Genomic DNA, 24,497 nt, shown 5'->3' on the forward strand with positions numbered 1-24,497 from the left:
TGATGAACAACGACGACACCTTCACGCTCACTCCACCCGAGGCCGTCACGCCCGTGCCCAAGGAGAAGGCCGGCGGGCTCGTCCCCGTCGACGACTCCGTCCGCACGGACATGACCAAGAAGGCCTCCGCCTACATCGAGGGACTCGCCGCCCTCGACGCCCGCTCCCCCGAGTTCGCCGGCAAGGTCGGGGAGATCACCTCACTCGGCGCCGGCGACATGCGCAGCGCCGCCGCGCAGTCCAACCGGATGCTGGAGCGGACCGTGCGCAGTCTGCCGGCGCAGGGCGGGGACGCTCAGTCGCAGGTCGCGGGCTCACTGGTCGAACTCCGGCGGGTGGTCGAGGACCTGGATCCGCGTGACCTGCCGGCCTCCAAGGGGCGCAAGCTCCTCTCCCGGCTCCCCGGTGGCAACAAGCTGCGCGACCATGTCGCCAAGTACGCCTCCGCACAGGGGACCCTCAACAAGATCGTGGGCTCCCTGCGGGGCGGGCAGGACGAACTGCGGCGCGACAACGCCGCGTTGCAGACCGAGCGGGTCCGCCTCTGGGAGACCATGGGCAAGCTCCAGGAGTACGTCGTACTGACGGAGGCTCTGGACGCGGCCGTCGAACAGCACGTCACCGGCGTCGAGTCGACGGACCCGCAACAGGCCGACTCGCTCCGCGCCGACGTCCTCTTCCCCGTCCGGCAGAAGCACCAGGACCTGCTCACCCAGCTCGCGGTGTGCGCGCAGGGCTACCTCGCCATGGACGTCGTACGGCGCAACAACGACGAGCTGATCAAGGGCGTCGACCGCGCGGCCACGACCACGGTCTCGGCCCTGCGGATCTCCGTGATGCTGGCCTCCGCGCTCGACAACCAGAAGAAGGTCATCGAGCAGGTCAACGCGCTGCGCGGGACGACCGAGGACCTCATCCGGGGCAACGCCGAGATGCTCGCCACGCAGAGCGGGGAGATCCAGCGCATCGCCGCCGACCCGGCGGTCGGCGCCGAGACCCTGCGCTCCGCCTTCCAGCAGATCTACCGCACCCTCGACACGATCGACACCTACAAGGTCCAGGCGACCGAGGCGATGGCGGCGACCGTGGAGTCGCTGACCTCCGAACTCCAGCACGCCACCGCGTACTTGGAGCGCAGCCGGTCTCGGGGCGCGCTGGAAGGGGGCCTCGGATGAGAGGCGCCCTCGCCGCCTGCCTGGCGGCTCTCTGCCTGCTCACCGCCTGCACGGCAGAGGGGGACCGGACGGACTTCCCGACGCCCGGCGTCCCCGGATCCGCCGAGCCGGGCACCCTGCGCGTCCTCGCCTCCAGTGAGCTGAGCGACATGACCCCGGTCCTCGACCAGGTCGAGAAGGACACCGGAATCAAGGTCCGGCCCACCTACATGGGCACCCTGGACGCCGTTGAGATGCTGGCGGAGGGGAAGGCCGACGACCAGTACGACGCTCTCTGGCTGTCCTCCAACGACTATCTGCGGCTGCGTCCCGACGCGGCGGAGAAGGTCGTGTCGGAGACGCCCGTCATGTCGAGCCCGGTGGCCATCGGGGTCAAGGCCGGCACCGTGGCAGAGCTCGGCTGGAAGCCGAACGACGTCACCTGGTCCCAGGTCGAGAAGGCCGTCCAGGACGGGAAGCTGACGTACGGCATGACCGACCCGGCGCGCTCCAACTCCGGCTTCTCCACGCTCGTTTCGGTCGCCTCCGCCCTCTCCGGCGCCCAGTCGGCGCTCACGGACGCGGACGTCACGAAGGCGACGCCCCGGCTGAAGGAGTTCTTCAAGGGGCAGAAGCTGACCTCGGGTTCCTCGGGCTGGCTGGCGGCGGCGTACGAGCGGCGCGGCAACGTCGACGCCCTGCTCAACTACGAGTCCGTCCTCAAGGGCATCCCGGGCCTCACCGTGATCCGCCCCAAGGACGGCGTCGTCACCGCCGACTATCCGCTCTCCTCGCTCAAGGCCACGTCCACCGCGACCCGCGAGGACGTCCGCCGCCTGACCGAGGCCCTGCGCACGCCGGAGATCCAGCGCGCGATCACCGAGCGCACGCACCGCCGCCCGGTCGTCGCCTCCGTCCGGCCCGCGAGCGGTCTCGACACGACCCGGCGACGCGAACTCCCCTTCCCCGGCACCCGTTCCGTGGCCGACGGCCTGCTCGACTCCTACGAGAACGAGCTGCGCCGCCCGTCCAGGACCGTGTACGTCCTCGACACCTCGGGCTCGATGGACGGCGACCGGCTGCAACGGCTCAAGACGGCCCTCACCGACCTGACGGGCGACTTCCGCGACCGCGAGGAGGTCACGCTGATGCCGTTCGGGTCGGAGGTCAAGAGCGTACGGACGCACGTCGTGAACCCCGCCGACCCGGAGACCGGACTCGACGCGATCCGAACGGACACCAACTCGCTCAGCGCCGAGGGCGACACCGCGATCTACACGGCGGTGGAGCAGGCATACGGGCATCTGGCCGTCGACCAGGGGACGTTCTCATCGATCGTGCTGATGACGGACGGCGAGAACACCACGGGCTACGACGCGGAGCACTTCGAGCTCTTCTACACGGGGCTCAAGAGCTCGTTCAAGGACATCCCCGTCTTCCCCATCCTCTTCGGCGACTCCGACCGCTCCGAGCTGGAGCACATCGCCGACCTGACCGGCGGCCGCCTCTTCGACGCCCAACAGGGCTCGCTGGACGGCGCCTTCGAGGAGATCCGTGGCTATCAGTAAGTACCTGGAGTCCCGGAAGAACATCGCCGGGAGTGTGTGCGGCCTCGTCGGCGTGGTGCTCACCTTCACGGGAACGGCCGGCCCGTACTGGCCGGTCGTCGTCGCAGGCCTCTACGGCGCGGGCGCACTGATCGCCCCGCCGGAGCGGCCGCCGCTGCCGGAGTTCCCGGACCCGTCGGCCCAGCTGGAGGAGGTGCGGGAGGACTTCGGGAAGCTGTGCGGCTATCTGACGGAGGTCGAGCTCTCGGTCACCGCGGCCGCCCGGCTGCGTGAACTCACCGAACTGCTGACCGCGTTGCTGGACCGAGGCTGGAGCGCGGAGTTGCTCGCACACGACCCGGAGGGCGTGCACACACTCTCCCGGATCGTGCGCCGAGACCTCCCCGAGGCGGTCGACAGCTTCGCCCGAACCCGCTGGTGGACAAGGATGACCCCGGGCACGGAATCCCCGGAACTCCACCTGGAACACCAACTGGGCTTGCTGAAGCAGGAGGCCCAGCGACTGGCAGCGGGCCTGAGGGAGACAGAGGCCCGCAAGCAGGAAACCCACACCCGCTACTTGCAGGAACGGTCAGGTCAATAGGGGCGCGGGGCTGTATCGATATGCGGCTCCGCCGCGTGGGCGCGACCAGCCACAACGCACCCGCACCCGCACCCGCACCCGCACCCGCACCCGAAAACGGCGAAGGCCCATCGTTGCCACCCCCCGTCGGGGCGGACGGAGAAGCAACGACAGGCCCAGAGCCACACACCCCATTGTGCGCGGCTTCGCCGTACCTCACCGCGGCCGGCCGTGACGATATTGCTGGTCAGGGCACGATCGGAGCCGACCGCGGCGTATAGGGGGACCTCAGCCCAGCCGCTGCACCAGCGCCCGGTACTCGTCCCACAGCTCCGTCGGCGTGTGATCGCCGAAGGTGTTGAGGTGCTCAGGAACCAGCGCGGCCTCCTCGCGCCAGACCTCCTTGTCGACGGTCAGCAGGAACTGCAGGTCGGCGTCAGCCAGGTCGAGCCCGTCGGTGTCGAGCGCCGCAGGCGTCGGCAGGATGCCGATCGGCGTCTCCACACCCTCCGCCTTGCCGTCCAGCCGCTCCACGATCCACTTCAGGACACGGCTGTTCTCGCCGAAGCCGGGCCAGACGAACTTGCCCTCGTCGTTCTTGCGGAACCAGTTGACGTAGTAGATCTTCGGGAGCTTCGCCTGGTCCTTGTCCTTGGCGACGTCGACCCAGTGGCCCATGTAGTCGCCCATGTTGTAGCCGCAGAACGGCAGCATGGCGAAGGGGTCGCGGCGCAGCTCGCCGACCTTGCCCTCGGCGGCGGCGGTCTTCTCGGAGGCCACGTTGGCGCCGAGGAAGACGCCGTGGTTCCAGTCGAAGGACTCCGTCACCAGCGGTACGGCGGTGGCGCGGCGGCCGCCGAAGAGGATCGCCGAGATCGGCACGCCCTTGGGGTTCTCCCACTCGGGCGCGATGATCGGGCACTGCGAGGCGGGCGTGGTGAAACGGGCGTTGGGGTGCGCGGCCGGGACACCTGACTCCGGGGTCCAGTCGTTGCCCTTCCAGTCCGTCAGGTGGGCGGGCGTCTCCTCCGTCATGCCCTCCCACCAGATGTCGTTGTCGTCCGTCAACGCCACGTTCGTGAAGACCGAGTTGCCCCAGAGCGTCTTCATCGCGTTGGCGTTGGTGTGCTCACCGGTGCCGGGCGCGACGCCGAAGAAACCGGCCTCGGGGTTGATGGCGTAGAGGCGGCCGTCCTCGCCGAAGCGCATCCAGGCGATGTCGTCGCCGATCGTCTCGACCGTCCAGCCGGAGACCGTGGGCTCCAGCATGGCGAGGTTGGTCTTGCCGCAGGCGCTCGGGAAGGCGGCGGCGACGTATTTGGACTCACCCTGCGGGGGCGTGAGCTTGAGGATGAGCATGTGCTCGGCCAGCCAGCCCTCGTCGCGGGCCATCACCGACGCGATGCGCAGGGCGTAGCACTTCTTGCCGAGCAGGGCGTTGCCGCCGTAGCCGGAGCCGTAGGACCAGATCTCGCGGCCCTCGGGGAAGTGCGAGATGTACTTGGTGGTGTTGCACGGCCACGGGACGTCGGCCTGACCGTCCGCCAAGGGCGCCCCGAGCGTGTGGACGGCCTTCACGAAGAAGCCGTCGGTGCCGAGCTCGTCCAGAACCGGCTGCCCCATGCGGGTCATGGTGCGCATGGACACGGCGACGTACGCGGAGTCGGTGATCTCGACGCCGATCGCGGAGAGGTCCGAGCCGAGGGGGCCCATGCAGAACGGGACGACGTACATCGTCCGGCCCTTCATCGAGCCGCGGAAGACGCCCTTCTCCCCCTGGAAGATCTCCCGCATCTCGGCGGGGGCCTTCCAGTGGTTGGTCGGGCCCGCGTCCTCCTCCTTCTCGGAGCAGATGAAGGTGCGGTCCTCGACGCGCGCGACGTCGGTCGGGTCGGAGGCCGCGTAGTAGGAGTTGGGGCGCTTGATCGGGTCGAGCTTCTTGAAGGTGCCCTTCGAGACGAGCTCCTCGCACAGGCGCTCGTACTCGGCCTCGGATCCGTCACACCAGACCACGCTGTCCGGCTGCGTCAGTTCTGCGATCTCGTTCACCCACGAGACCAGTTCCTTGTGCTGGGTGGGGATGACGGGGGGAGCCGCGATGTCGCGCGCCACGATTGCTCCTAAATGAGGGATTTTTTGTTGGGAGGCCCCGTGGGGGCTGCGACCCGGATGCTTCATCAGTGGTGACCTTGGCGCTCATCCGGTGCCGACCGCACTCATTTGATCATCCGACGGTACCGCCCATCTGTCCAGAGGGCATCACAGGTGAGCGGAGTGAGGATCGCCACGTATCTGCGTGTTTCCGGTCGTGACTTTGCGTGCACCTTGAGTTCAGTTGGACGTCCTTTTACTTCCGGAGGCTCTTCGGGGGCGTCAACTCCCGTGAGATGATGGCCACTCTTGACTGTTCCTCGTGCCCCACTCATTCGTAACCTACGGTTCCGTAGGTACGATGCGGGACATGACTGCGCCCGTCCCCGACGCGCCCACGGACTCGCCGGCCGCCGGCCTCGGCCCCGTCGCGCTCTCCCTGCCGCATCCGGTCAAGCCCAAGCTCCGCGGATGGCTGCACCTCGGGATGTTCCCGGCGGTGCTCATCGCGGGCCTGGTGCTCACCGCCCTCGCCGACTCGACCCGGGGCCGAATCGCCTGCGGGATCTTCGCCCTGACAGCGTGCCTGCTGTTCGGCGTGAGCGCGCTGTACCACCGGGGCAACTGGAGTCCACGCATGGACGGCGTCCTGCGCAGACTGGATCACGCCAACATCTTCCTGATCATCGCGGGCACCTACACACCGCTGACCATGCTGCTCCTGCCGGGCGGCAAGGGGCAGGTGCTGCTGTGGGGCATCTGGGCCGCGGCGGCCGCGGGCATCGCCTTCCGCGTCTTCTGGGTCGGCGCCCCGCGCTGGCTCTACACCCCCTGCTACATCGCGATGGGCTGGGCGGCCGTCTTCTTCCTGCCGGACTTCATGCGCACCGGCGGCATCGCCGTCCTCGTCCTGGTGATCGTCGGCGGCCTCCTCTACAGCGCGGGCGGCGTGATCTACGGCATCAAGAAGCCGAACCCGTCACCGCGCTGGTTCGGCTTCCACGAGGTGTTCCACTCCTTGACGCTGGCGGCGTTCGTCGTCCACTACGTGGGGATCTCGCTGGTGGCTTACCAGCACGGGTAGCACTCGTTCACCGAAGGGCCACGGCTTCCGGGCCGTGGCCCTTTTTGCATGCCGTAAACCTACCGAGAGCGGATACCTATTGACAGTCACTAGATTTTGAGAGCTACTCTCATTTCATGGAAACCATCACTCCGGACCCCCGCCGCTGGTGGGCCCTCGGTGCCCTCGTCGCGAGCATGCTGACCCTCGGCTTCGACATGACGATCCTCAACGTGGCGCTGCCGACGATGGCCGGCGACCTCGGCGCGACCACCGGCCAGCAGCAGTGGATGGCGGACGCGTACATCGTCGTCTTCGCGGCGCTGATGCTCCCCGCCGGACTGCTCGGCGACCGCTTCGGACGACGGCTGATGCTGATCGTCGGGCTCGGCATCTTCCTCGCCGGTTCACTGGTGGGCGCCCTGGCCGGGGACGTGAACTGGGTCATCGCCGCCCGCGCGCTGATGGGGGTCGGTGCCGCGCTGGTCACCCCGCTCGCGCTCTCCGTCCTTCCCACGCTGTTCGCCCGCGACGAGCAGCCCAAGGCCACCGGCATCGTCTCCGCCGCCTCCGCGCTCGGCCTGCCGCTCGGCCCGATCATCGGCGGCTGGCTGCTGAACCACTTCTGGTGGGGCTCGGTCTTCCTGGTCAACGTCCCGATGGCCGCGCTCGGCATCGCCGCCTGCGTCTTCCTGCTCCCCGAGACCAGCGACCCCGCCTCCCCCAAGGTCGACACCGTCTCCACCGCGTTCACCGCGATCGGCCTCGGCGCCCTGGTCTACGCGATCATCGAGGCACCCACCCGCGGCTGGGGCGACCCGCTGGTACTGGCCATGCTCGCGGCAGCCGTCGTACTCATCACCGCTCTGGTCCTGCGCGAACGCCGGGTGGAGCGCCCCATGCTCGACATGACCCTGCTCGCCCACCGCGGCTTCCTCTTCAACACGATCGCCGCGACCCTGGTGATGTTCGTCCTCTCGGGCCTGCTGTTCGTGCTGCCGCCCTACCTCCAGGCCGTCCTCGGCAACGACGCCTTCGGCACCGGGGTACGGCTGCTGCCGATGATGGGCGGCATCCTGGTCGCCTCCCGCACCGCCCCGCAGGCCGTCACCCGCTTCAGCGCCCGGGCCACGGTCAGCGCCGGTCTGGTGGTACTCGCCTTCTCCGCTCTCCTCGCCAGCCGTACGACGGTCGACTCCGGCTACGGCTTCACCGCACTGTGGCTCTCCCTCACCGGTCTCGGCTTCGGTTTCTCGCTCATGCCGGCCATGGCAGGCGCTCTCGGCGCCCTGCCCCGCGACCGCGCCGGCAGCGGCTCCGGGCTGCTGATGACGCTGCGCCAGGTCGGCGGTGCGATCGGCATCGCCCTGCTCGGCAGCCTGCTCGCCGGCACTTTCCGGGACCGGCTGGACGTCACCGGACTGCCGGCGCAGGCCGCCGACACCGCCGGGGAGTCCGTGGTCGCGGCGCACCTCGTCGCCGAGAAGGCGGGCTCGGCCGACCTGCTGGCCTCCGCGAACAGCGCCTACGTCCACGGCATGGGCGTCGTCATGCTGGTCTGCGGCATCGCGGCGCTCGTCTCGGCGCTGCTCGCGGCCGCGTTCCTGCCGGGCACCCCGCGCCCGACCAAGACCTCCACCGCCCCGGACATGGCCGCCGAGGAGGCCGATGCCCGACAATGACCCCATGACACCCGCACGCTCCCTCTCCCTCCCCGACGGCCCCCAGCTGGGACTTCGTGAGCGGAAGAAGATCAAGACCCGGACGGCGATCCGCGACGCGACGTACGCGCTGATCAAGGAACAGGGTTACGACGCCACCACGATCGAGCAGATCGCCGAGCGCGCCGAGGTGTCGCCGTCCACGGTCTTCCGCTACTTCCCCACCAAGGAGGACATCGTCCTCACGGACGAGTACGACCCGATCATCCTGGCGGAGCTGCGCAACCGGCCGGCCGACGAGCCGTGGGTCGAGTCGGTGCAGTACGTGATGAAGAAGGCCATCAGCTTCGGGCTCGAACAGGAACCCGAGATCACCCGGCTCCGCTCGCATCTGCTGGTCCAGGTGCCCGCGGTGCGTGCCCGGATGCGGGAGCACATCTCGGTCACCAGCCGCATGCTCGCCGAGGCCGTCGCCGAGCGCACCGGCTGGGACAAGGACAGTCTGGAAGTCCGGGTCTACACGATCTCCCTCATCAGCGGCTTCGGGGAGATCTCCCAGTACTGGGCCGAGAGCGACTTCCAGGAGGACCTCGTCGACCTCGTCGACCGCACCGTGGCGGTGCTGGCACACGGCCTGCCGACCCGAAAACCCTGAGGGCAGCGGGCGATCGCGTGACATCCTGACCGGGTGAACGGTCCCGAGATCCACGTCGAGTTCGCCCCCGACCTGGCCTTGTTCGTCCGCGCACCGCACCGGACACTCGTCACGGACGGCGTCTCGTCCCTGGGCCACGTCGTCGAGTCGGCGGGCGTCCCGCTCACCGAGGTCGGGGCCCTGTGGGTCGACGGCCGCGAGGTGCCGACGTCGTACGTCCCCGCCGCCGGCGACCGTGTCGAGGTACGGGCGGTCGAACGCCCCCAGCGGGTCCCCGACGCTCCCCTGCGCTTCCTCCTCGACGTCCATCTCGGCACCCTCGCCCGCCGGCTGCGCCTGCTCGGCGTGGACACGGCGTACGAGTCGACGGACATCGGCGACCCGGCGCTCGCCGCCCGCTCGGCGGCGGAGAAACGGGTCATGCTCAGCCGGGACCGGGGCCTGCTGCACCGCAGGGAGCTGTGGGCGGGCGCATTCGTCTACAGCACCCGCCCCGAGGACCAACTCCGGGACGTCCTGGACCGGTTCAGGCCCGAGCTGCACCCTTGGACCCGCTGCACCGCCTGCAACGGCCTGCTCAGGGAGGCCACCAAGGAGGAGGTGGCGGACCGGTTGGAGGGCGGGACACAGCGGTCGTACGACGTCTTCGCGCAATGCCAGGAGTGCGGGCGGGCGTACTGGAAGGGCGCGCACCACGAGCAACTGGTGGCCATCGTGGAGCGCGCCCTGGGTGAGTTCCCCGGCCGGGGCTAACGCTTCCTCAGATCCGCCTTCCCGCAGGCGAATCCGTCCTTGTCGCGGTCCAGGCCGTGCCGGTCGCGGCCGTGCACCTCCATGCGGCCGTAGCCCTTCTCCTTGAGCCACGTGCACCGTTCCGCTCGGGGCATCTTCGGGAACGTCCACGGAACGCACTGGTCGATGGTGCCGTAGGCGTGGTCGCAGCCGTCGTAGCCCTCGGGGATCTCGACGCTCTCGGCGACCGTGCCCGGGTGCATGTGCCCCTCGTGCACGTCCTGGCCCTGCGTCGAGGACTCCGTCGTCAACTCCTCCGCGAAGGCCTGGACGCGCGCGGTGGCGACCTGCCCCTCCGAGCCGATGCGGACCCACCGGGAGACGGACGGCACGCCGTTCGCGTCGACGACCGACAGCATGTACCAGCCGGGCGGGGCGAGGTCGGGGTTGCTGGTGAGGTTGAGGTCGATGGTGTTGCCGTCGACGGTCATCGGAAGGTCGACGTAGCGCTGGTTGGGGTCGGAGGAGTGGGTGACGGCGGCCGGGCGGATCAGAGAGGCCTTCACCACCGGCCGGTCGACGGTGATGCGCTGCGCCGTGCCGTACGTCCAGTCGGTGCCGGCCACCGAAGTGATCTGCGGGCGGGCGCCCTTGAAGAGGTACGGCGGCTTGTAGATCGAGACGCGCTGGTCGAAGGAGCCGTCGCCCGGGTTGTCGCCGATGGTCATCACCCTGCCGTCCGGCAGCAGCGTGGCCGAGGAGTGGTACGTCCGCGGAACCGGGTCGGTCGCGAGGCCGGCCTGGAAGGTGTTGGTCGCCGGGTCGTACATCGAGGCCTCGTAGACGGGGTCCTCGCGGTAGGTGTGCAGGGCGCCGCCGGTCTCCAACACCTTGCCGTCCGGAAGGATGACCGCGGAGAGGTACACCTTGCCCTCGTCGCCGGTCTGCGCGGTGCCGTCCTCGTAGGTGCCCTGCGGCAGATCGGGGGCCGGCCCGTACACCGGCGCGGCGGCCTTCATGTCGATCAGGTCGACGAGCCGGTGCGCGTCGGGCGAGACGGTGTGGTTGCCGCCGCCCATGGTGATCACCTTCTGGTCCTGGGCGGGCGGCAGCAGGACGGACATCGACTGGTCGCGCTCGTCCTTCTTCCTGAGGCCCGGCACATCGGTGATGGTGCCCGCGTCGTAGTCGTAGACCGAAGCGCCGGTGCCGGACAGGCCGTTGCCGAAGACATGGCTGCCCGTGTAGAAGAGGCGGCCGTCCTGGAGGAGGATCATCGACGGGTACAGGCCCCAGAAGGCCCAGGCCTGCTTGGCCTCGCCCAGCGGCAGGAACTTGTTCTGCGCGTACGAGAAGTGCTCGTTGACGACCGTGCCCGAGGAGTCCTCGGCGAGGCCGCCGAGAGCGATGACGTCCCCGTTGCCCATCGCGGTGGCCGACGGGTACCAGTGGCCCGCGAGCGGGTCGTTGGTCCTGACGTACCGGTTGGTGTCCGGGTCGAAGATGTAGCCGGTCTTCAGGCCCTTGTAGCCGACGGAGGCGTCCGGCAACGCGTAGTCCTTGTTGCCGCCGATCACCAGCACGCGTCCGTCCGGGAGTTGGACGTGTCCGGCGCAGAAGAAGTCGTCGGGGGTCGGGATGTCGGTGTAGGTGTTGGCCACCGGATCGAAGAGGGAGGTCTTGAAGGTGCCCGCGTCGAAGGCGTCCTTGTCGTTGCCGGAGCCCGCGATCAGCAGCACCTTGCCGTTGTGCAGCAGCACGGAGTGGATGGCCCGCACCGGGGCCTCGGTGCTCTGCACGGTCCACTCGCCCCTGCACTCCGGTCCGGTGCCGCCCGTCGTGCAGGGGTCCGGGTCGGCGGGCACGGTCGCGTCGGTCATCGCGTAGTCGTCGGTCGTGAGCGCGCCTACCCCGTAGAGGGACGCGCCCCAGGTGATCCGGTCGGTGCCGTCGGGGACCACGGGCGTGCGCACCTCGGTGCGGGCCCAGTCGGCGGACTGCGGCGGGGTGGTGAGGTCGGTCCAGTAGACCCAGCCGGCGGTGGTGTCGTGCCGGAAGAGGGTCACCGCCACATCGGGCGAGGTCGACTTGTACCAGAGCGAGAGGTCGTACTGACGGCCCGGCACGGCGCTCGGCGCGCAGTCGCTCTCCAGCATCATCGTCTTGCGGTCGCCGTCCACGCGCCGGGTGAGCTCGACGCGTACGGCACGGCTGCCGCTGTGGGCGTCGTCGGTGACGGTGAACGTGAAGTCGTTGTCACCCCAGCCCGACTTCTCGAAGCACTGCGGGAACTGGGAGGGTCCGTCGAGAATCTCCAGGCCCGGGTTGTCGACCAGGTTGGTGGCGGCGGAGGCGGGCTGCGCGGCGATCGGTGCGAGGCCGAGTGAGGCCGTGAACAGGGTGAGTACGGTCAGCAGGCGGGTGCGTCGGGGTCTTCTGGTACGTGCGCGTGGTCTTCGGAAGCCGTACGGCCTCATGCGTCCCCCCCGATTTTCAGGATCTCGATCCGGCCGTCGCCCTCCCCGAACGTGGCGACCGGTGTGCCGTGTGCGAGCAGCGCGCCCAGCGTCGGCAGGTTCGTGCGCTCACCCCGCAGGGCGGGCGTGGACACCACGTAGTCGATGTCCCGCCAGCCGTGCGGCAGCGTCTTCGTCACGGCCGGGTCCTGGTCGAGTTTGTAGTGCCAGATGACGCCGGTGCCCGGCCGGTATCCGGCGTCGACGGCGTCCAGCCACAGCACGCCGTCCGTGACGATGCGCACCTTCGAGCGGTCGCCGACGGAGGTGTCGCGCAGCCAGTGGGCGGCGTCGCGGTAGACGCGGTTGTCGTCGGTGGCGGCGATCGTCCGGTCCTGGTCGTACCAGTGCGGTCCGGCGATCGCGACCGCGGTCAGTGCGGCGGCCACGGCCGCGACCGCCCTGACGTGCGGTTTCCCGGGCAGCCGGGCGACCACGGCCTGGGCGGTCCCGGCGAGGCAGATCGCGAGGAACGGCAGTGCCTGGATCACGTACATCTGTGGCAGATAGCCGCCGGGCCGCAGCGCCACCAGGACCAGCATCAGCACGGCGAGGGCGACCGGCCACAGTCGGCGCACCGCGAGCGCGAGCACCGCCGCCGCGCCGCCGCCCACCAGCAGATACGGGTCCCGGGTCAGCCAGTCCGCGAACAACTGGTGTGCGTCGGTGCCCGTTTCGAAGGCCGAGCCGCTGCCCTCGCGCCCGCCGAGCTGGAACTTGAGGCTGCCCAGCAGCGAGACATGCCCGGCGCCGGGCACCAACTCGCCCTTGAGGAGGGCGTAGAGAGGATAGAAGAGGCCGGTCAGGAGGAACCCGGAGCCGAAGCCCGCCAAGGAGAACTTGCGGGTGCTGCGGTGGCTGCCCTGCCAGAGCGCCACCAGCAGGACGGGCAGCAGGACGCCGATGGTCTCCTTGGACAGCATCGCCAGGGCGAAGCAGCCGCCCGCCCCGACGTGGTGCCACAGATGGCGGCGCGGTGAGAGCGCGAACGCGAAGGCGGCCAGCGCCCAGACGAGGGCGAAGTTGTCCAGGTAGATCTGGCGGTGCAGGACCACCGCGAGCGGCGACAGGGCGTAGAGCAGCATCGCCGCCGCGGCGGCGGGGCGGGCCAGTCCGACACGGCGGCCGACGACATAGGTCAGCACACACGCCGCGGCGGCCACGGGCAGCATCGCGATCCGCCCCTGGGTGAGCGTGGGCAGATCGGGCAGGAGCCAGGAGGGCAGCCAGGACACGCCGGCGAGCTGCATCCAGCCGAACGGCGGGTGGTCGTACCAGTAGGTGTAGTGCGCGAGTTCACCGTGTTGAACAGCCCAGGCCTGCGCGAGATAGGTGCCCTCGTCGTCATTGGGAAACGGATAATTTCCGATTCCGCAAGCTCGTACCGCCATGGCGACAAGGAAAACTGGCGCAACCCAGAAATAATCCTGCCGTAACATTCCATGGCGTACGGGAAGATGACCTCCAGGTGAATTTTCTGGTGTCGGCGGAAGAGCGGCCGATATCTCCTCGGTCTTTTCTCCGGCGGAAGCGTCGCGCACCTGCGCAGACGGTATGGCAGTCCCCATGCGGAATCCCCACCCCCACTTCTAGGCATGCAGACGCAGGGGCTCCCCCCTGGAAACCCCCCGGAATCCGGCATGCCGGAGCATCATGACACGACAGCGGCCTCAAATATAAGAAGAACCTGTCATTCCGAATGTGCTGAAGATCGACTCCCATAGGCCGCATTGCCGGGGAAATACGGAACCTGATAACTTCCCCGCGGGGGTCCCGACCGGGCGACCGAGATAAGTCCCGGAAGGCCGAGAAGACACAGCAAAGAAGCTGCTGGATCCGGCCGTGTGCGAGGCAGGTCGGGAAGGCCCGGAAGAAGATCGGGAACGGGCCGAAAGCAAGGTCCACAAGGCCGGTCGGGCCTACTTCGAGGAAGATCCAGGAAGACCAGAAGACCGAGGGGGGAATTCGTGGTCTCCGTCGTCCTATTCATCGATTCCATCATTCTCATGATCGCTGCCGGTGTCACGCTCTGGTGGATGCTCCATGCCTGGCGCACTCCGGAGACACTGGAGGCGACAGCGTTCGCCGAACCCGACGGGCAGCACGGGCTGTCCTTCTCACTCCTCGTGCCGGCCCGGCACGAGGAGGCCGTCCTGCGGCACGCGGTCGAGCAGATGCTGCGCATGGACCATCCGTCGTACGAGATCGTGCTGATCGTCGGCCACGACGACCCCGGCACCGCCGCCATCGCCCACGAACTCGCCGAGGAGCACCCCGACAAGGTGCGGGCGGTCGTCGACACCCACGAGGCGAAGAACAAGCCACGCGCCCTCAACACCGCGCTGCCGCACGCCCGCGGGGACGTCATAGGCGTCTTCGACGCGGAGGACATGGTCCATCCCGAGCTGCTCAGCCATGTCGACTTCGCCTTCCGGCGGGAGAACGCCGACGTCGTACAGGGCGGCGTACAACTGATCAACTACGAGAGCAGCTGGTACAGCCTGCGCAACTGCCTGGAGTACTTCTTCTGGTTCCGCAGCCGACTGCATCTGCACGCCCGCAAGGGCTTCATCCCGCTCGGCGGCAACACCGTCTTCGTCCGCGCCGAACTGCTGCGGCAGACCGGCGGCTGGGACGGCAACTGCCTGGCCGAGGACTGCGACCTGGGCGTCCGCCTCTCCAGCGGCGGCGCGAAAGTCGTGGTCGCCTACCACTCCGCGCTCGTCACCCGCGAGGAGACACCCGACTCGCTCAAGGCCCTCTACAAGCAGCGCACGCGCTGGAACCAGGGCTTCCTGCAGGTCCTCAGGAAGGGCGAGTGGCGCAGGCTGCCCGGCGTGGGCCAGCGCCTGCTCGCGCGCTACACCCTCAGCACCCCGTTCGTGCAGGCCGCCACCGGCATCATGATCCCGCTCGGCCTGGTGCTCGCCTGGGTCGGCGGCGTACCGCTGCCCTTCTCGATGTTCGCCTGGCTGCCGATGGCCCCGATGGCAGCCATGGTGATCTTCGAAGCGGTCGCCCTGCACGACTTCGCCCGCGAGTACGGCTTCCGCATGAGCTTCTGGCAGTACGTCAAGCTCATAGCCGGCGGCCCCGTGTACGCGGTGGTACTGGCGGCGGCCGCCCTGCGTGCCGTGTGGCGCGAGTACACCGGGCGCCGCGACTGGGAGTTGACCTCCCATGTCGGAGCCCATCTCACCGCGCAGACTCCTCTCACCGCGCAGACTCCGCAGCCCCAGGAGGCACGGTGACTACACCGCCCGCCGATGTGTCCATCGTCGTCCCGACCTTCAACGAAGCCGACAACATCCACGAACTCCTCGACCGGATCGCCGCCGCCCTGCCCTCCGGGACACGTGCGGAGGTGGTCTTCGCCGACGACTCCACGGACCACACCTGCGAGGTGATCGAGGAGGCGGCCGCGTACTGCCCGCTCCCGGTGATCCTGCACCACAGACCCGTCCCGGAGGGCGGCCTGGGCGGCGCGGTCGTCGAGGGCATCGCTCGCTCCTCCGCACCGTGGATCGTCGTCATCGACGCCGATCTGCAGCATCCGCCGGAGCTGATCCCCGAACTGATCGCACGGGGCCGGACCAGCGCCGCCGAACTGGTCGTGGCCAGCCGGTATGCGGCGGGCGGCGACCGCAGCGGGCTCGCCGGCGGCTATCGCAAGCTGGTCTCCAGCACCTCGACCCTGGTGACCAAGGGCCTGTTCCCGCGCGCCCTGAGCGGGCTCACCGACCCGATGAGCGGCTTCTTCGCGATCCGCCGCACCGCGGTCGACCGGGCCTCGACGGAGAACGAGGGACTGCAGCCGCTCGGCTACAAGATCCTGCTGGAGCTGGCCGTGCGCTGCCTTCCCAGAGGCATCGCGGAAGTGCCGTACACCTTCGGCGAGCGGCACGCCGGCGAGTCCAAGTCCACGGCGAAGGAAGGCATGCGCTTCCTTCGCCATCTGATCACCCTGCGCACCGCCGACGCCCGGGCCCGCGCCATCGCCTTCGGGCTGATCGGACTCTCCGGCTTCGTACCGAACCTCGTCCTGCTGTGGCTGCTGACCACGACGGGTCCCGCCCTGCACTACGCCCCCGCCGAGATCATCGCCAACCAGGCGGGGCTGCTCTGGAACTTCGCCCTGATCGATTCCCTGGTCTACCGCAACCAACGGCGCCACCACAGACGCTCGGTACGGCTGCTCACCTTCACGGCCGTCGGCAACGCGGACCTGGTGGCCCGTATCCCGCTCTCGGCACTGCTCATCACGGCCGGCGGCATGACGGCCGTACCGGCGACGGCCCTCAGCATGGCCATCGTCTTCACGGCGCGCTTCCTGCTCGTCGACCGCTGGCTCTACCGGCGGGCACTGGAACGGACGAGGACATCGCCGCTCCACGTCGCACCGGAACGGGTGCCGGATCCCCTGCCGGACCCACTCGGCTGAGGCTGGCCGGCCCTGTCAGTCAGGAACCGTCAGGAACTCGAGGAGGAGAGCCTGGCCCGGAGCCCCGCCACGTCCGTCACCGGCGCGTCGCAGACGAACCTGCGGCAGACGTACGCGGTGGGGCTCCCGCCGATCAGCGGGCGGTCGGCGAGCAGCGGCAACTCGTCGCTGCCGGGTGCCCCCACGGCGACGACGGCGCCCGGCGCGGTGCCCAGAAGTGCCGTACGGTGCAAGGCCTTTGTCGCTTCGTCGTCGAGCGACGGCCCTACGATCGCGACCTCCTTGGGCCCGTCGAGGAAGGCCTCGGCGACGGCGAGCCCCCAGCCGATGAAGCGCGGGACGCGCGGACCGAGTGCCTTCACGACACCCAACGCCCGCTCGGCGGCCGTGCGATGGGGCTCCGCTCCGGTGTGGGCCGCATAGCTGAGCAGAGCGCCGGCGGCGGCGGTCCAGCCGGCGGGCGCGGCGTTGTCGGTCGGGTCCTGGGGGCGACGGATGAGGGCCTCGGCGTCGGCGGCGGTGTCGAAGAGCGCACCCGACTCCGGGTCGACGAAGCGGGCGAGGACATGATCGAGAAGGAACCCCGCGAATTCGAGCCACACCCCCTCCCCCGTGACGGAGGCCAGCGCGAGGAAACCCTCGGCGACGTCGGCGTAGTCCTCCAACACACCCGCGTTGGCGCCCACTTGCCCGTCCTTGCTGGTGCGGGCGAGCCGGGCGTGGTCGTCCATATGCAGCCGTACGAGGAGATCGGCGGCGCCGACCGCGGCCTCGACCAGGTCGGGGCGGTCGAAGTAGGCACCGGTCTCGGCGAGCGCGGCGATCGCGAGGCCGTTCCAGGCGGCGACGACCTTGTCGTCACGGCCGGGGGCGGGGCGTTCGGCGCGGGCTCCGAGAAGCCTCTGCTTGACGGAGTCGATCCGCTCGGCGTCGAACACCACGTCCTGCTGCGGGAGTTGGAGGACGGAGGAGCCCTGCTCGAAGGTGCCCTCCTCGGTCACACCGAAGTAGTGGGCGGCGAGTTCGGCGTCGTCCTGCAGCACCTCGTGGAGCTGCTCGGGCGTCCACACGTAATAGGCACCCTCGACGTGCTTGCCGGTCCCGTCGTCGCTGTCGGCGTCGAGTGCGGAGGCGAACCCGCCCTCGTTCGTACGGAGTTCGCGCACCATGAAGTCGGCGGTCTCCAGGGCGACCCGGCGGGCGAGCTCCGAGCCGGTGGAGCGCCAGAGGTGGGCGTAGACGCGGCACAGCAGGGCGTTGTCGTACAGCATCTTCTCGAAGTGCGGCACGACCCACTCGCGGTCGACGGAGTAGCGGGAGAAGCCACCCCCGAGCTGGTCGTAGATCCCGCCGCGCGCCATCCGCTCGCAGGTGTCCTGCGCCATCTGCAGGGCGCCTTCGGACCCGGTGCGCGCGTGGTGCCGTAGGAGGAACTCGATCACCATGGACGGCGGGAACTTGGGCGCCCCGCCGAATCCGCCGCGCTGCGGGTCGTACTCCCGGGTGAGCCCGAGGAGGGCCGCGGCCTGCTGTTCCTCGCCGGGGGCCTGGCTGTCGCCGTACGAGATCTCCCGCCCCGCCAGATCCCGCACGATCTTGCCGGCCACGTCGGCGACCTCGTCCCGTCGGTCGGTCCAGGCGCTGTTCACGCCTTCCAGCACCTGCCGGAAGGAGGGCATGCCCTGCCGGGGCGCGGGCGGGAAGTAGGTCCCGAAGTAGAAGGGCTCGGCGTCGGGCGTCAGGAACACGGTCATGGGCCAGCCGCCCTGACCGGTGGCCGCCTGCACGGCCTCCATGTAGACGGCGTCGACGTCGGGGCGTTCCTCGCGGTCGACCTTGATGTTGACGAAGTGTGCGTTGAGGACGTCGGCGGTCTCCTGGTCCTCGAAGGACTCGTGGGCCATGACGTGGCACCAGTGGCAGCTGCTGTATCCGACGCTGAGCAGCACGGGCACGCCACGCTTGCGCGCCTCATCGAAGGCCTCGGCCGACCAGGGCCACCAGTCGACGGGGTTGTCGGCGTGCTGAAGGAGGTAGGGGGACGTCTCGTGGGCCAGTCGGTTCGGCATGGGGTCCATCCTGCCGCAGTACCCGGCGCGTCAGGCGTCAGGCGTCTCCCGGACGGTGACGTCGAGTTTTCCGGGGCCCCTGCCCGGTCCTCCGGCGAGGAGAAGGCGATCGAAGACCGCACGCCCCCTCGCACCAATGCGCCGTCCGCAGCACACTTGACCAAGAAAGCCGTTGCCGCCGGAGGGGGACGTGACATGCGGGACAGCCATCGGGCGGATGCCGAACGGTTGTTGGCCCGGGCCGTGGAGGAGGAAGTGCGGCGGTCGGGCGGGCGTATCGACGGGCAGGTGCTGATGACGCGGGCGCGTGGGGCGCTGGACGCCATGGCGCAGACGGCCGCGGAGGAGTACGAGGCGTACACGCGCGCGCTGGACGAGGCGGCGGCCGGGCGGCTCACGTTCGGGCAGCGGTATGCGCGGGAGGGCGGCGGGACTCCGCTGCTGGTGGCGGGGGTCGCCGCGGTCGCGGCCGCCGTGGCCGACCTGGCGCTCGGGACCAGTACGGGTACGGCGCTGGGTGCGGGCGTGACGGTGGGCGTGGTCGGTGCGGCGGCGACCGTCGTGAAGGTGGCCGGCTCCCATCTGCCCGCGGCGCATCACGCGGCGGGTGCGATCAGCCAGCCGGGCGGGCCCGAGCAGTTGCGGCTGCAGTGGCTGACGGCGCTGGAGGTGCGGGGCATCCGGCCGTTCCTCGACCAGCAGCGGGTGCTGAGCGCGTCCACCGGTCCGAAGAAGTCGGGGCCGCAGTTGCGCGGCACGGACAAGAGCGCGGCGGCCCGTGGACGGAACGTGCTGGAGCAGTCGTTCGGTCAACTCCCGCAGCCAGTGGGCGAGTTCGCTGGCCGGCGGACGGAGATGGCGCGGATCCGGCAGTGGGTGCACGCGGCCCGCGCGAGCACCGAGACCCGGCCGACGGTGGTCGTGCTGCACGGGGCGCCCGGCAGCGGCCGCAGCGCACTCGCGGTGCGGGCCGCGCACGACCTGAAGGACCAGTTCCGGGGCGCGTGCATCGTCGATCTGCGCGGCGACAGCCCGGAGGAGCCGCCGCTGTCCACCCGCGACGCCCTGCTGCACCTGCTGAACCGGCTCGGCGCGCCGCGCGAGCAGCTGCTGTTCCGTGAGCGTTCCTCCCCGGACCAGCAGGTCAAGCGGCTGAGCGAGCTGTACCACCAGCATCTGACCGGTCTGCCGGTGACGATCGTCCTGGACGACGCCTCGGACCCCGAGCAGGTCCGCACGCTCGTCCCCGAGCGCTCCGACAGCCTGGTCCTGGTCACCGCCCGCGGCGACCTCGACCTGCCGGCCGACCTGTCCGCATGGGTGCACCGGCTCCCGGTCACGACCCTGGACTCGGCGGGCTCCGAGGAGCTGCTGGAGACGGCGGCGCAGGACAAGTCCGGCCCCTACGACGCCGAATCCGCCGACCGGATCAGGGAGTTGTGCGGCGGACTGCCGCTGGCGCTGCGGATCGCGGGCTCGTCGCTGGGCCCGCGCTCACCCCGCCAACTGGCCACGGACCTGGCCGCGTACGGCCCGGTGGAGCCCGTCGAGCGGGCCCTGTGGCTGCGTTACACCGACCAGTCGGACACGGCTCGTCGACTGCTGCGCCGCCTTGCGCTGGCCGGCCGGGCCTCGCTGGGCGCCGCGGCGGCGGCCGCGCTGCTGGCCACGGACGAGACGGAGGCGAAGCGGCATCTGGCGGCCCTGTCCCGGACGGGCCTGATCGACCACGTCCGCGGCAACCGCTACCGCGTCCACGACGCGGTCCGCGCCTTCGCCCAGGCCCGGCTCCTGGACGAGGAGGAGCCGAGCGAGCGCACGGCCGCGCAGGAACGGTTGATCGTGAACTACGCCGATCTCGCGGACTCCGTGCTGCGCCTGGTCGACGGCAACATGTCGACCCGCTCGGACCGCTTCAGCCCGCACGGCTTCACCTCCCTGGACGAGGCGCTGCGCTGGCTGGACGACGAGTCGAGCTTCATCACGGCGGCGCTCCGGCACGCGGAGGGCGTCAACCAGTCCGCCGTACTGAACCTGCTCGGCGCGCTGTGCGACTACTGCCTGCTGCGCGGCGACCTCTACCGCCTGGGCGAGATCAGCGAGCTGGCGCAGGCGGTCGACCAGGGCCTGCTGCTGCGCTCGGTGCAGTGGCGCACCGGCATCGCGGCGCGCCAACTGGGCGAGCTGGACAAGGCGCGCACGACGCTGGCCTCGGTGGTGGACCTCTACATGGAGGCCCATCACGACGCGGGCGCGGCCCGCGCCCTCTGTTCCCTCGGCATCACGCTCCACCACCAGGGCAACCTCACCGAGGCGGCGGCCAAGCTCCAGGAGGCACTGGATCTGCAGGCCCCGCCCCAGCTGGCCACGGACCGCGCCTGGACGATGCACGCCCTGGCGGCCGTCGAACGCGACCGCGGCCGGGTCGCCGAGTCCCTCGACCTGCTCACCCGCTCCCTGGTCCTGCACCGCGCCGGCGAGTCCGTGCACGGCGAGGCCTGGGCCCACTTCCAGCTCGGCCAGCTGACCCTGCGCATGGGCGACGTACCGCGCGCGGAGACGGAACTGCGCACGGCCCTCGATCTCTACGGCCGTACCCGCGACGCCCGCGGCGAGGCCTGGGCGCTGACCCAGCTGGCCCGGGCCCGGCTGGTCGTCGGCGACCCGTCCGCGGCGGTCGACGGCCTGCGCCAGGCGGCCTCCCGCCACCGCGACAACGAGGACGCGCGCGGCGAGGCCTGGACCGTCTACTACCTGGGCCAGGCCCTGGAGGAGACGGGCAACCTGGACCTGGCGGTAAGGGAGTTGGAGCGCTCGCGGACGATGTTCTCGCGGATGCGGGACGTGTACGGTCTGGCCTGCGCCCGCCACCATTCGGCCCGGGTGACCCGCGACCAGCGGGCCGCCCAGACGGGCTCCCTGCGCAACTCGGGCTTCGCCCGCCAGCTCCTGGTCGACGCCCGCGCCGACTTCCAACGCATCGGCGTAGCCCACGGCGAGGCGTGGACCCTGCTGGAACTGGCGGTGGTGGACGCGGGCAACACCCGCACCCAGCAGGCCCTGACCCTGTGCGACGAGGCGGTGGCGTTGTTCACGGCCTACGGCGACCACCGCGGCGAGGACTGGGCCCGCTTCCTGCGCTGCACGCTGCTGCCGTACGCCGCCCCCGGCGGGGTGGAGGTGGGTTCGGCGGTGGCGCAGGAGGAGCTGGCGGAGCTGGGCCGCCGCCGGCATGGGGCGCGAGACGAGAAGCTGGACGACTATGTCGAGGCGTACGCGCTGTTGCTGGAACGAGGCGTGAACCTGGAGGCGGGCTGGCAGGCTTGGCGGTTGGGGATGGTGCCGAACCGGCATGCGCGGGAAGTGATGGGGGTGGCGGTGGCGGCGGGGGCATGAGCGGGGCATGAGGGGAGGGGCTGTCCGTGGACGAGTCGGATCCGACGCTTGAGGCTGCGGCTGCGTTACGGCGGCTGCGTCTCCGGGCGGAGCGCACCGCCACGCGGGTCATCGTGCTGCACGGGCCGGACGGGGACGGGAAGTCCGCTCTGGCATGGGAGTTGACGGACGGGGTCGGGAAGTCCTCTCTGGCACGGGAGTTGGCGGACGAGGTCGGGAGGTCCGCTCTGGCACGGGAGTTGGCGGACGATCTCGGTGACCGGCACGGGATGCCCGTCCACTGGATCGCGTGGGGCGACCGTCCTGTCGACAGGGACCAACTGCTGCTGCGCGTACTTCGGCGGGCCGGGGACTTCCCCGTGCGATCCCTGTGCACGGCGCTGCTGAGCCGGCCCCGAGACCTGACCTCGCTGACCGGGGAGGGCAGCCCACCCTGGGAACGCGGCGGGTCGGTGATCGTGGTCGACGGCCTGCGAGTCGGAGCCCGGGACAATGATCTGCTCCAGCAGTACGCCCGGCTGCTGGCTCCCACGCGCCACATCCTGATCGTCACCACCCGGACGTCCGACGCCGTGACAGGTGATGACCCGGCCATCGTGCGGCATGAGGTGACCTCGGCGAACCCGACGGTCACGACAGGTCGTGCACCGCTGACCCACCAGAACGCCGATCTCCTCGAGGCCCTCGCGGTGTGGCAGGGAGTCGAGTTCTCGCTCGACACAGTGCCGCCCTTCGGCAGCAGCACCCCGGCCCAGATACGCACCTCGCTCGAACGGCTCCACAGGTACGGTCTGCTGCGCCCGCTCCGCCCCGGTTGGTACGAGCTGCACCCTGCGGTGCGGGCGATGTACAGACGATTGCTCGACAACGAGGAACTCAGGGTCAGGGCAGAGAAGTTGGACACCCGCTTCGCCGAGGCTCTGATGGGCGAGCCGGGGGAACTGGGCGACGCTGCCGAGCTCCTGGTCGATCTGGCGCTGCGCCTCGCGAACTCCGCATCGGGGAACTCCGCAGAGTTCACCCAGTGGCTCGCCCACCGCTTGGCGGCCGAAGGCGCCCTGTTCCCGCTGCTGATGCTCAAGACTGGGCTGAGGAGCACGGCCGACGGCACGCTCGGGGTGACACTCGCCAGAGCCGTCCGGCAGGCCGGGCAGCCGGAGGACGCGGCCCGTGCGCTGGAGCGTCTCGACACCCCCGACGCCGTGCGCGAACTGGCAGTGACCCGGCACCACATGGGTCTGCTGAGCGAAGCCGAGGCCACCCTGGACACCCTCCCCGCCGACCGACCGGACGGCTGGGCTCTGCACACGCGCGCGGCGATCCGTATCGACCGAGGCGAACCGCACGACGTCGGCCGGCTGCTGCGGCTCGCGATCGAAACCCACCAGGTACGCGGTGACCTGCGCGGCGAGGCATGGGCCGTCTTCCACTACGGGCGGCTCCGGATGCTGCGGGGCGACCTGGAGGAGGCCCGGAAGCGGCTCGACACCGCGGGGCACATGTTCCGCGACGTCGGGGACCCGGTGGGGACGGCCTGGGCCGACACCGAGCTGTGCCGGGTCGCGCTGCTGCTGCGGGGCCCCCGGCCGGATGTCGTACGAGAACTCGAGGCGATGCCTGCCGCCCACGAGCACCACGGCGACGCACGCGGAGCGGCCTGGGCCAGGCTGCTGCTGGGGGTGGCGTACGCGGATGCGGGGGATGCGGGAGACCCCGAGGCCACGAAGGCGCTGGCGGGGGCGCTGGGCGCCTTCAAGCAACTGCCGGACCGAGTGGGCGCAGGTTGGGCGGCGCTCCACACCGCACTACGGCTGGGCGGGTACTCCGATCTGCTGCGCATGGCTGCCGAAGCCTTCAGGGAAGCCACGTGCCGGCACGGCGCGGCATGGACCCTGCTCCAGGAGGCCGTCCAGGGCCGGGCCAGACGGAACGCCGACGCTCGGCGGCCTGCCCTCGAAGCGCAGCGGATATTCGAGTCCATCGACGACAGCGCAGGCCCGCAATGGGTGACGGCGGTACTGTGCGGCCCCGGCTCCGTCGAAGGCATGACGGCGATCAGGGCGCTCGCCGAGTGCTATCCGCCCCAGGCCCTCCGCGACATCGACTGGCACATCTCAAGGCTCCGCATCCCCCACGCCATCCTCCGTCTCCGCCCCGAACCCGGCGCCTTCGCGGACCACACCGAGCCCGACGCCCTGCCCTCCGCCATCGCCCGCGTCCGTCTCACCCTCCTCGACGACTCCCCCACCCCCGACCGGGCGGCCCACATCACCCTGCACATCGAGCCCGGCCCGGACCACATCTGGTCCGCACCGGAGGCGACCACGCCCCTGCTGACCGTACGGGCCACCCCGCTGACCCAAGCCGACGTCGAACCGTCGTACTCCCTCCCCGTGCGCATCGACCGCACCGCCCTGTTCCGCTTCACCCCGCGCACCGCAGGCCGCCACCGCATCCGCTTCACCGTCGAGCACGAGGCGTCCGGCACGGTCCTCCAGCAGGTGGAGACCGACATCGACGTCACCGGCCCGTCCGAGAGCCCGCCCCTCGCCGCCCCGCAGCCCGAGCCCGTACGGAGGGCCTGACGAC

General features: G+C 70.2%; 15 protein-coding genes. 11 read left to right on the forward strand and 4 right to left on the reverse strand.

The features are described from left to right. Positions 1-2: 2 nt before the first annotated feature. From IG08_RS0101540 to IG08_RS0101550, 3 genes are read left to right on the forward strand one after another with little or no spacing between them, the layout of a single operon-like run. On the forward strand, positions 3-1,175 hold the full coding sequence (locus tag IG08_RS0101540; protein WP_420823271.1) for a toxic anion resistance protein: 1,173 nt from the start codon (positions 3-5) through the stop codon (positions 1,173-1,175). Then, positions 1,172-2,722: a substrate-binding and vWA domain-containing protein gene (locus tag IG08_RS0101545; protein ID WP_030595104.1), complete on the forward strand. Its 1,551-nt coding sequence runs from the start codon at positions 1,172-1,174 to the stop codon at positions 2,720-2,722. The genes IG08_RS0101540 and IG08_RS0101545 overlap by 4 nt, the downstream gene beginning before the upstream one ends. After that, positions 2,709-3,305: a hypothetical protein gene (locus IG08_RS0101550; RefSeq protein ID WP_030595106.1), complete on the forward strand. Its 597-nt coding sequence runs from the start codon at positions 2,709-2,711 to the stop codon at positions 3,303-3,305. Before IG08_RS0101545 ends, IG08_RS0101550 begins: the two co-directional genes overlap by 14 nt. A 267-nt stretch (positions 3,306-3,572) precedes the next feature. Here IG08_RS0101550 and IG08_RS0101555 read toward each other — a convergent pair whose 3' ends face one another. Continuing rightward, entirely contained in the window at positions 3,573-5,396 is a 1,824-nt protein-coding gene (locus IG08_RS0101555) for a phosphoenolpyruvate carboxykinase (GTP) (RefSeq protein WP_030595108.1), read from the reverse strand. Between the two features lie 349 nt (positions 5,397-5,745). Here IG08_RS0101555 and trhA point away from each other — a divergent pair, with 349 nt between their 5' ends. The 4 genes from trhA (at position 5,746) to IG08_RS0101575 (ending at position 9,507) form a co-directional block, all read left to right on the forward strand. Next, entirely contained in the window at positions 5,746-6,459 is a 714-nt protein-coding gene (trhA, locus tag IG08_RS0101560; protein WP_030595111.1) for a PAQR family membrane homeostasis protein TrhA, read from the forward strand. A gap of 116 nt (positions 6,460-6,575) precedes the next feature. Continuing rightward, positions 6,576-8,120: a DHA2 family efflux MFS transporter permease subunit gene (locus IG08_RS0101565; RefSeq protein ID WP_030595115.1), complete on the forward strand. Its 1,545-nt coding sequence runs from the start codon at positions 6,576-6,578 to the stop codon at positions 8,118-8,120. A gap of 4 nt (positions 8,121-8,124) precedes the next feature. After that, positions 8,125-8,754 (forward strand): TetR/AcrR family transcriptional regulator, encoded by a 630-nt coding sequence (locus IG08_RS0101570; RefSeq protein ID WP_030595118.1) that lies wholly within the window; start codon positions 8,125-8,127, stop codon positions 8,752-8,754. Positions 8,755-8,787: 33 nt separating this feature from the next. Then, entirely contained in the window at positions 8,788-9,507 is a 720-nt protein-coding gene (locus IG08_RS0101575; RefSeq protein ID WP_030595121.1) for a Mut7-C RNAse domain-containing protein, read from the forward strand. Here the strand turns inward: IG08_RS0101575 and IG08_RS0101580 are convergent. Further along, positions 9,504-11,963, reverse strand: a complete 2,460-nt coding sequence (locus IG08_RS0101580; protein ID WP_078655386.1) for a galactose oxidase early set domain-containing protein — start codon at positions 11,961-11,963, stop codon at positions 9,504-9,506. The genes IG08_RS0101575 and IG08_RS0101580 overlap by 4 nt on opposite strands. Next, a complete protein-coding gene (locus IG08_RS0101585; RefSeq protein ID WP_199820791.1) occupies positions 11,960-13,393 on the reverse strand; it encodes a glycosyltransferase family 39 protein in 1,434 nt (477 codons plus the stop codon). Before IG08_RS0101585 ends, IG08_RS0101580 begins: the two co-directional genes overlap by 4 nt. A 615-nt stretch (positions 13,394-14,008) precedes the next feature. Here IG08_RS0101585 and IG08_RS0101590 point away from each other — a divergent pair. Beyond that, positions 14,009-15,253: a glycosyltransferase family 2 protein gene (locus tag IG08_RS0101590; RefSeq protein ID WP_052424442.1), complete on the forward strand. Its 1,245-nt coding sequence runs from the start codon at positions 14,009-14,011 to the stop codon at positions 15,251-15,253. Further along, on the forward strand, positions 15,250-16,443 hold the full coding sequence (locus tag IG08_RS0101595; protein ID WP_078655388.1) for a glycosyltransferase: 1,194 nt from the start codon (positions 15,250-15,252) through the stop codon (positions 16,441-16,443). The genes IG08_RS0101590 and IG08_RS0101595 overlap by 4 nt, the downstream gene beginning before the upstream one ends. Positions 16,444-16,472: 29 nt before the next feature. Here IG08_RS0101595 and IG08_RS0101600 read toward each other — a convergent pair whose 3' ends face one another. After that, positions 16,473-18,512 carry a thioredoxin domain-containing protein gene (locus IG08_RS0101600; RefSeq protein ID WP_043452883.1) on the reverse strand — a complete coding sequence of 680 codons (2,040 nt, stop codon included), beginning with the start codon at positions 18,510-18,512 and terminating at the stop codon, positions 16,473-16,475. A gap of 195 nt (positions 18,513-18,707) precedes the next feature. On the opposite strand from IG08_RS0101600, the gene IG08_RS0101605 reads away from it, so the two are divergent. Further along, positions 18,708-21,908, forward strand: coding sequence for a tetratricopeptide repeat protein (locus IG08_RS0101605; protein ID WP_030595138.1), 3,201 nt, complete (start codon positions 18,708-18,710; stop codon positions 21,906-21,908). A gap of 26 nt (positions 21,909-21,934) precedes the next feature. Further along, entirely contained in the window at positions 21,935-24,493 is a 2,559-nt protein-coding gene (locus IG08_RS0101610; RefSeq protein ID WP_030595140.1) for a tetratricopeptide repeat protein, read from the forward strand. Positions 24,494-24,497 lie beyond the last annotated feature (4 nt).

It is taken from the genome of Streptomyces fulvoviolaceus, assembly GCF_000718165.1.
Taxonomy (GTDB): domain Bacteria; phylum Actinomycetota; class Actinomycetes; order Streptomycetales; family Streptomycetaceae; genus Streptomyces; species Streptomyces fulvoviolaceus.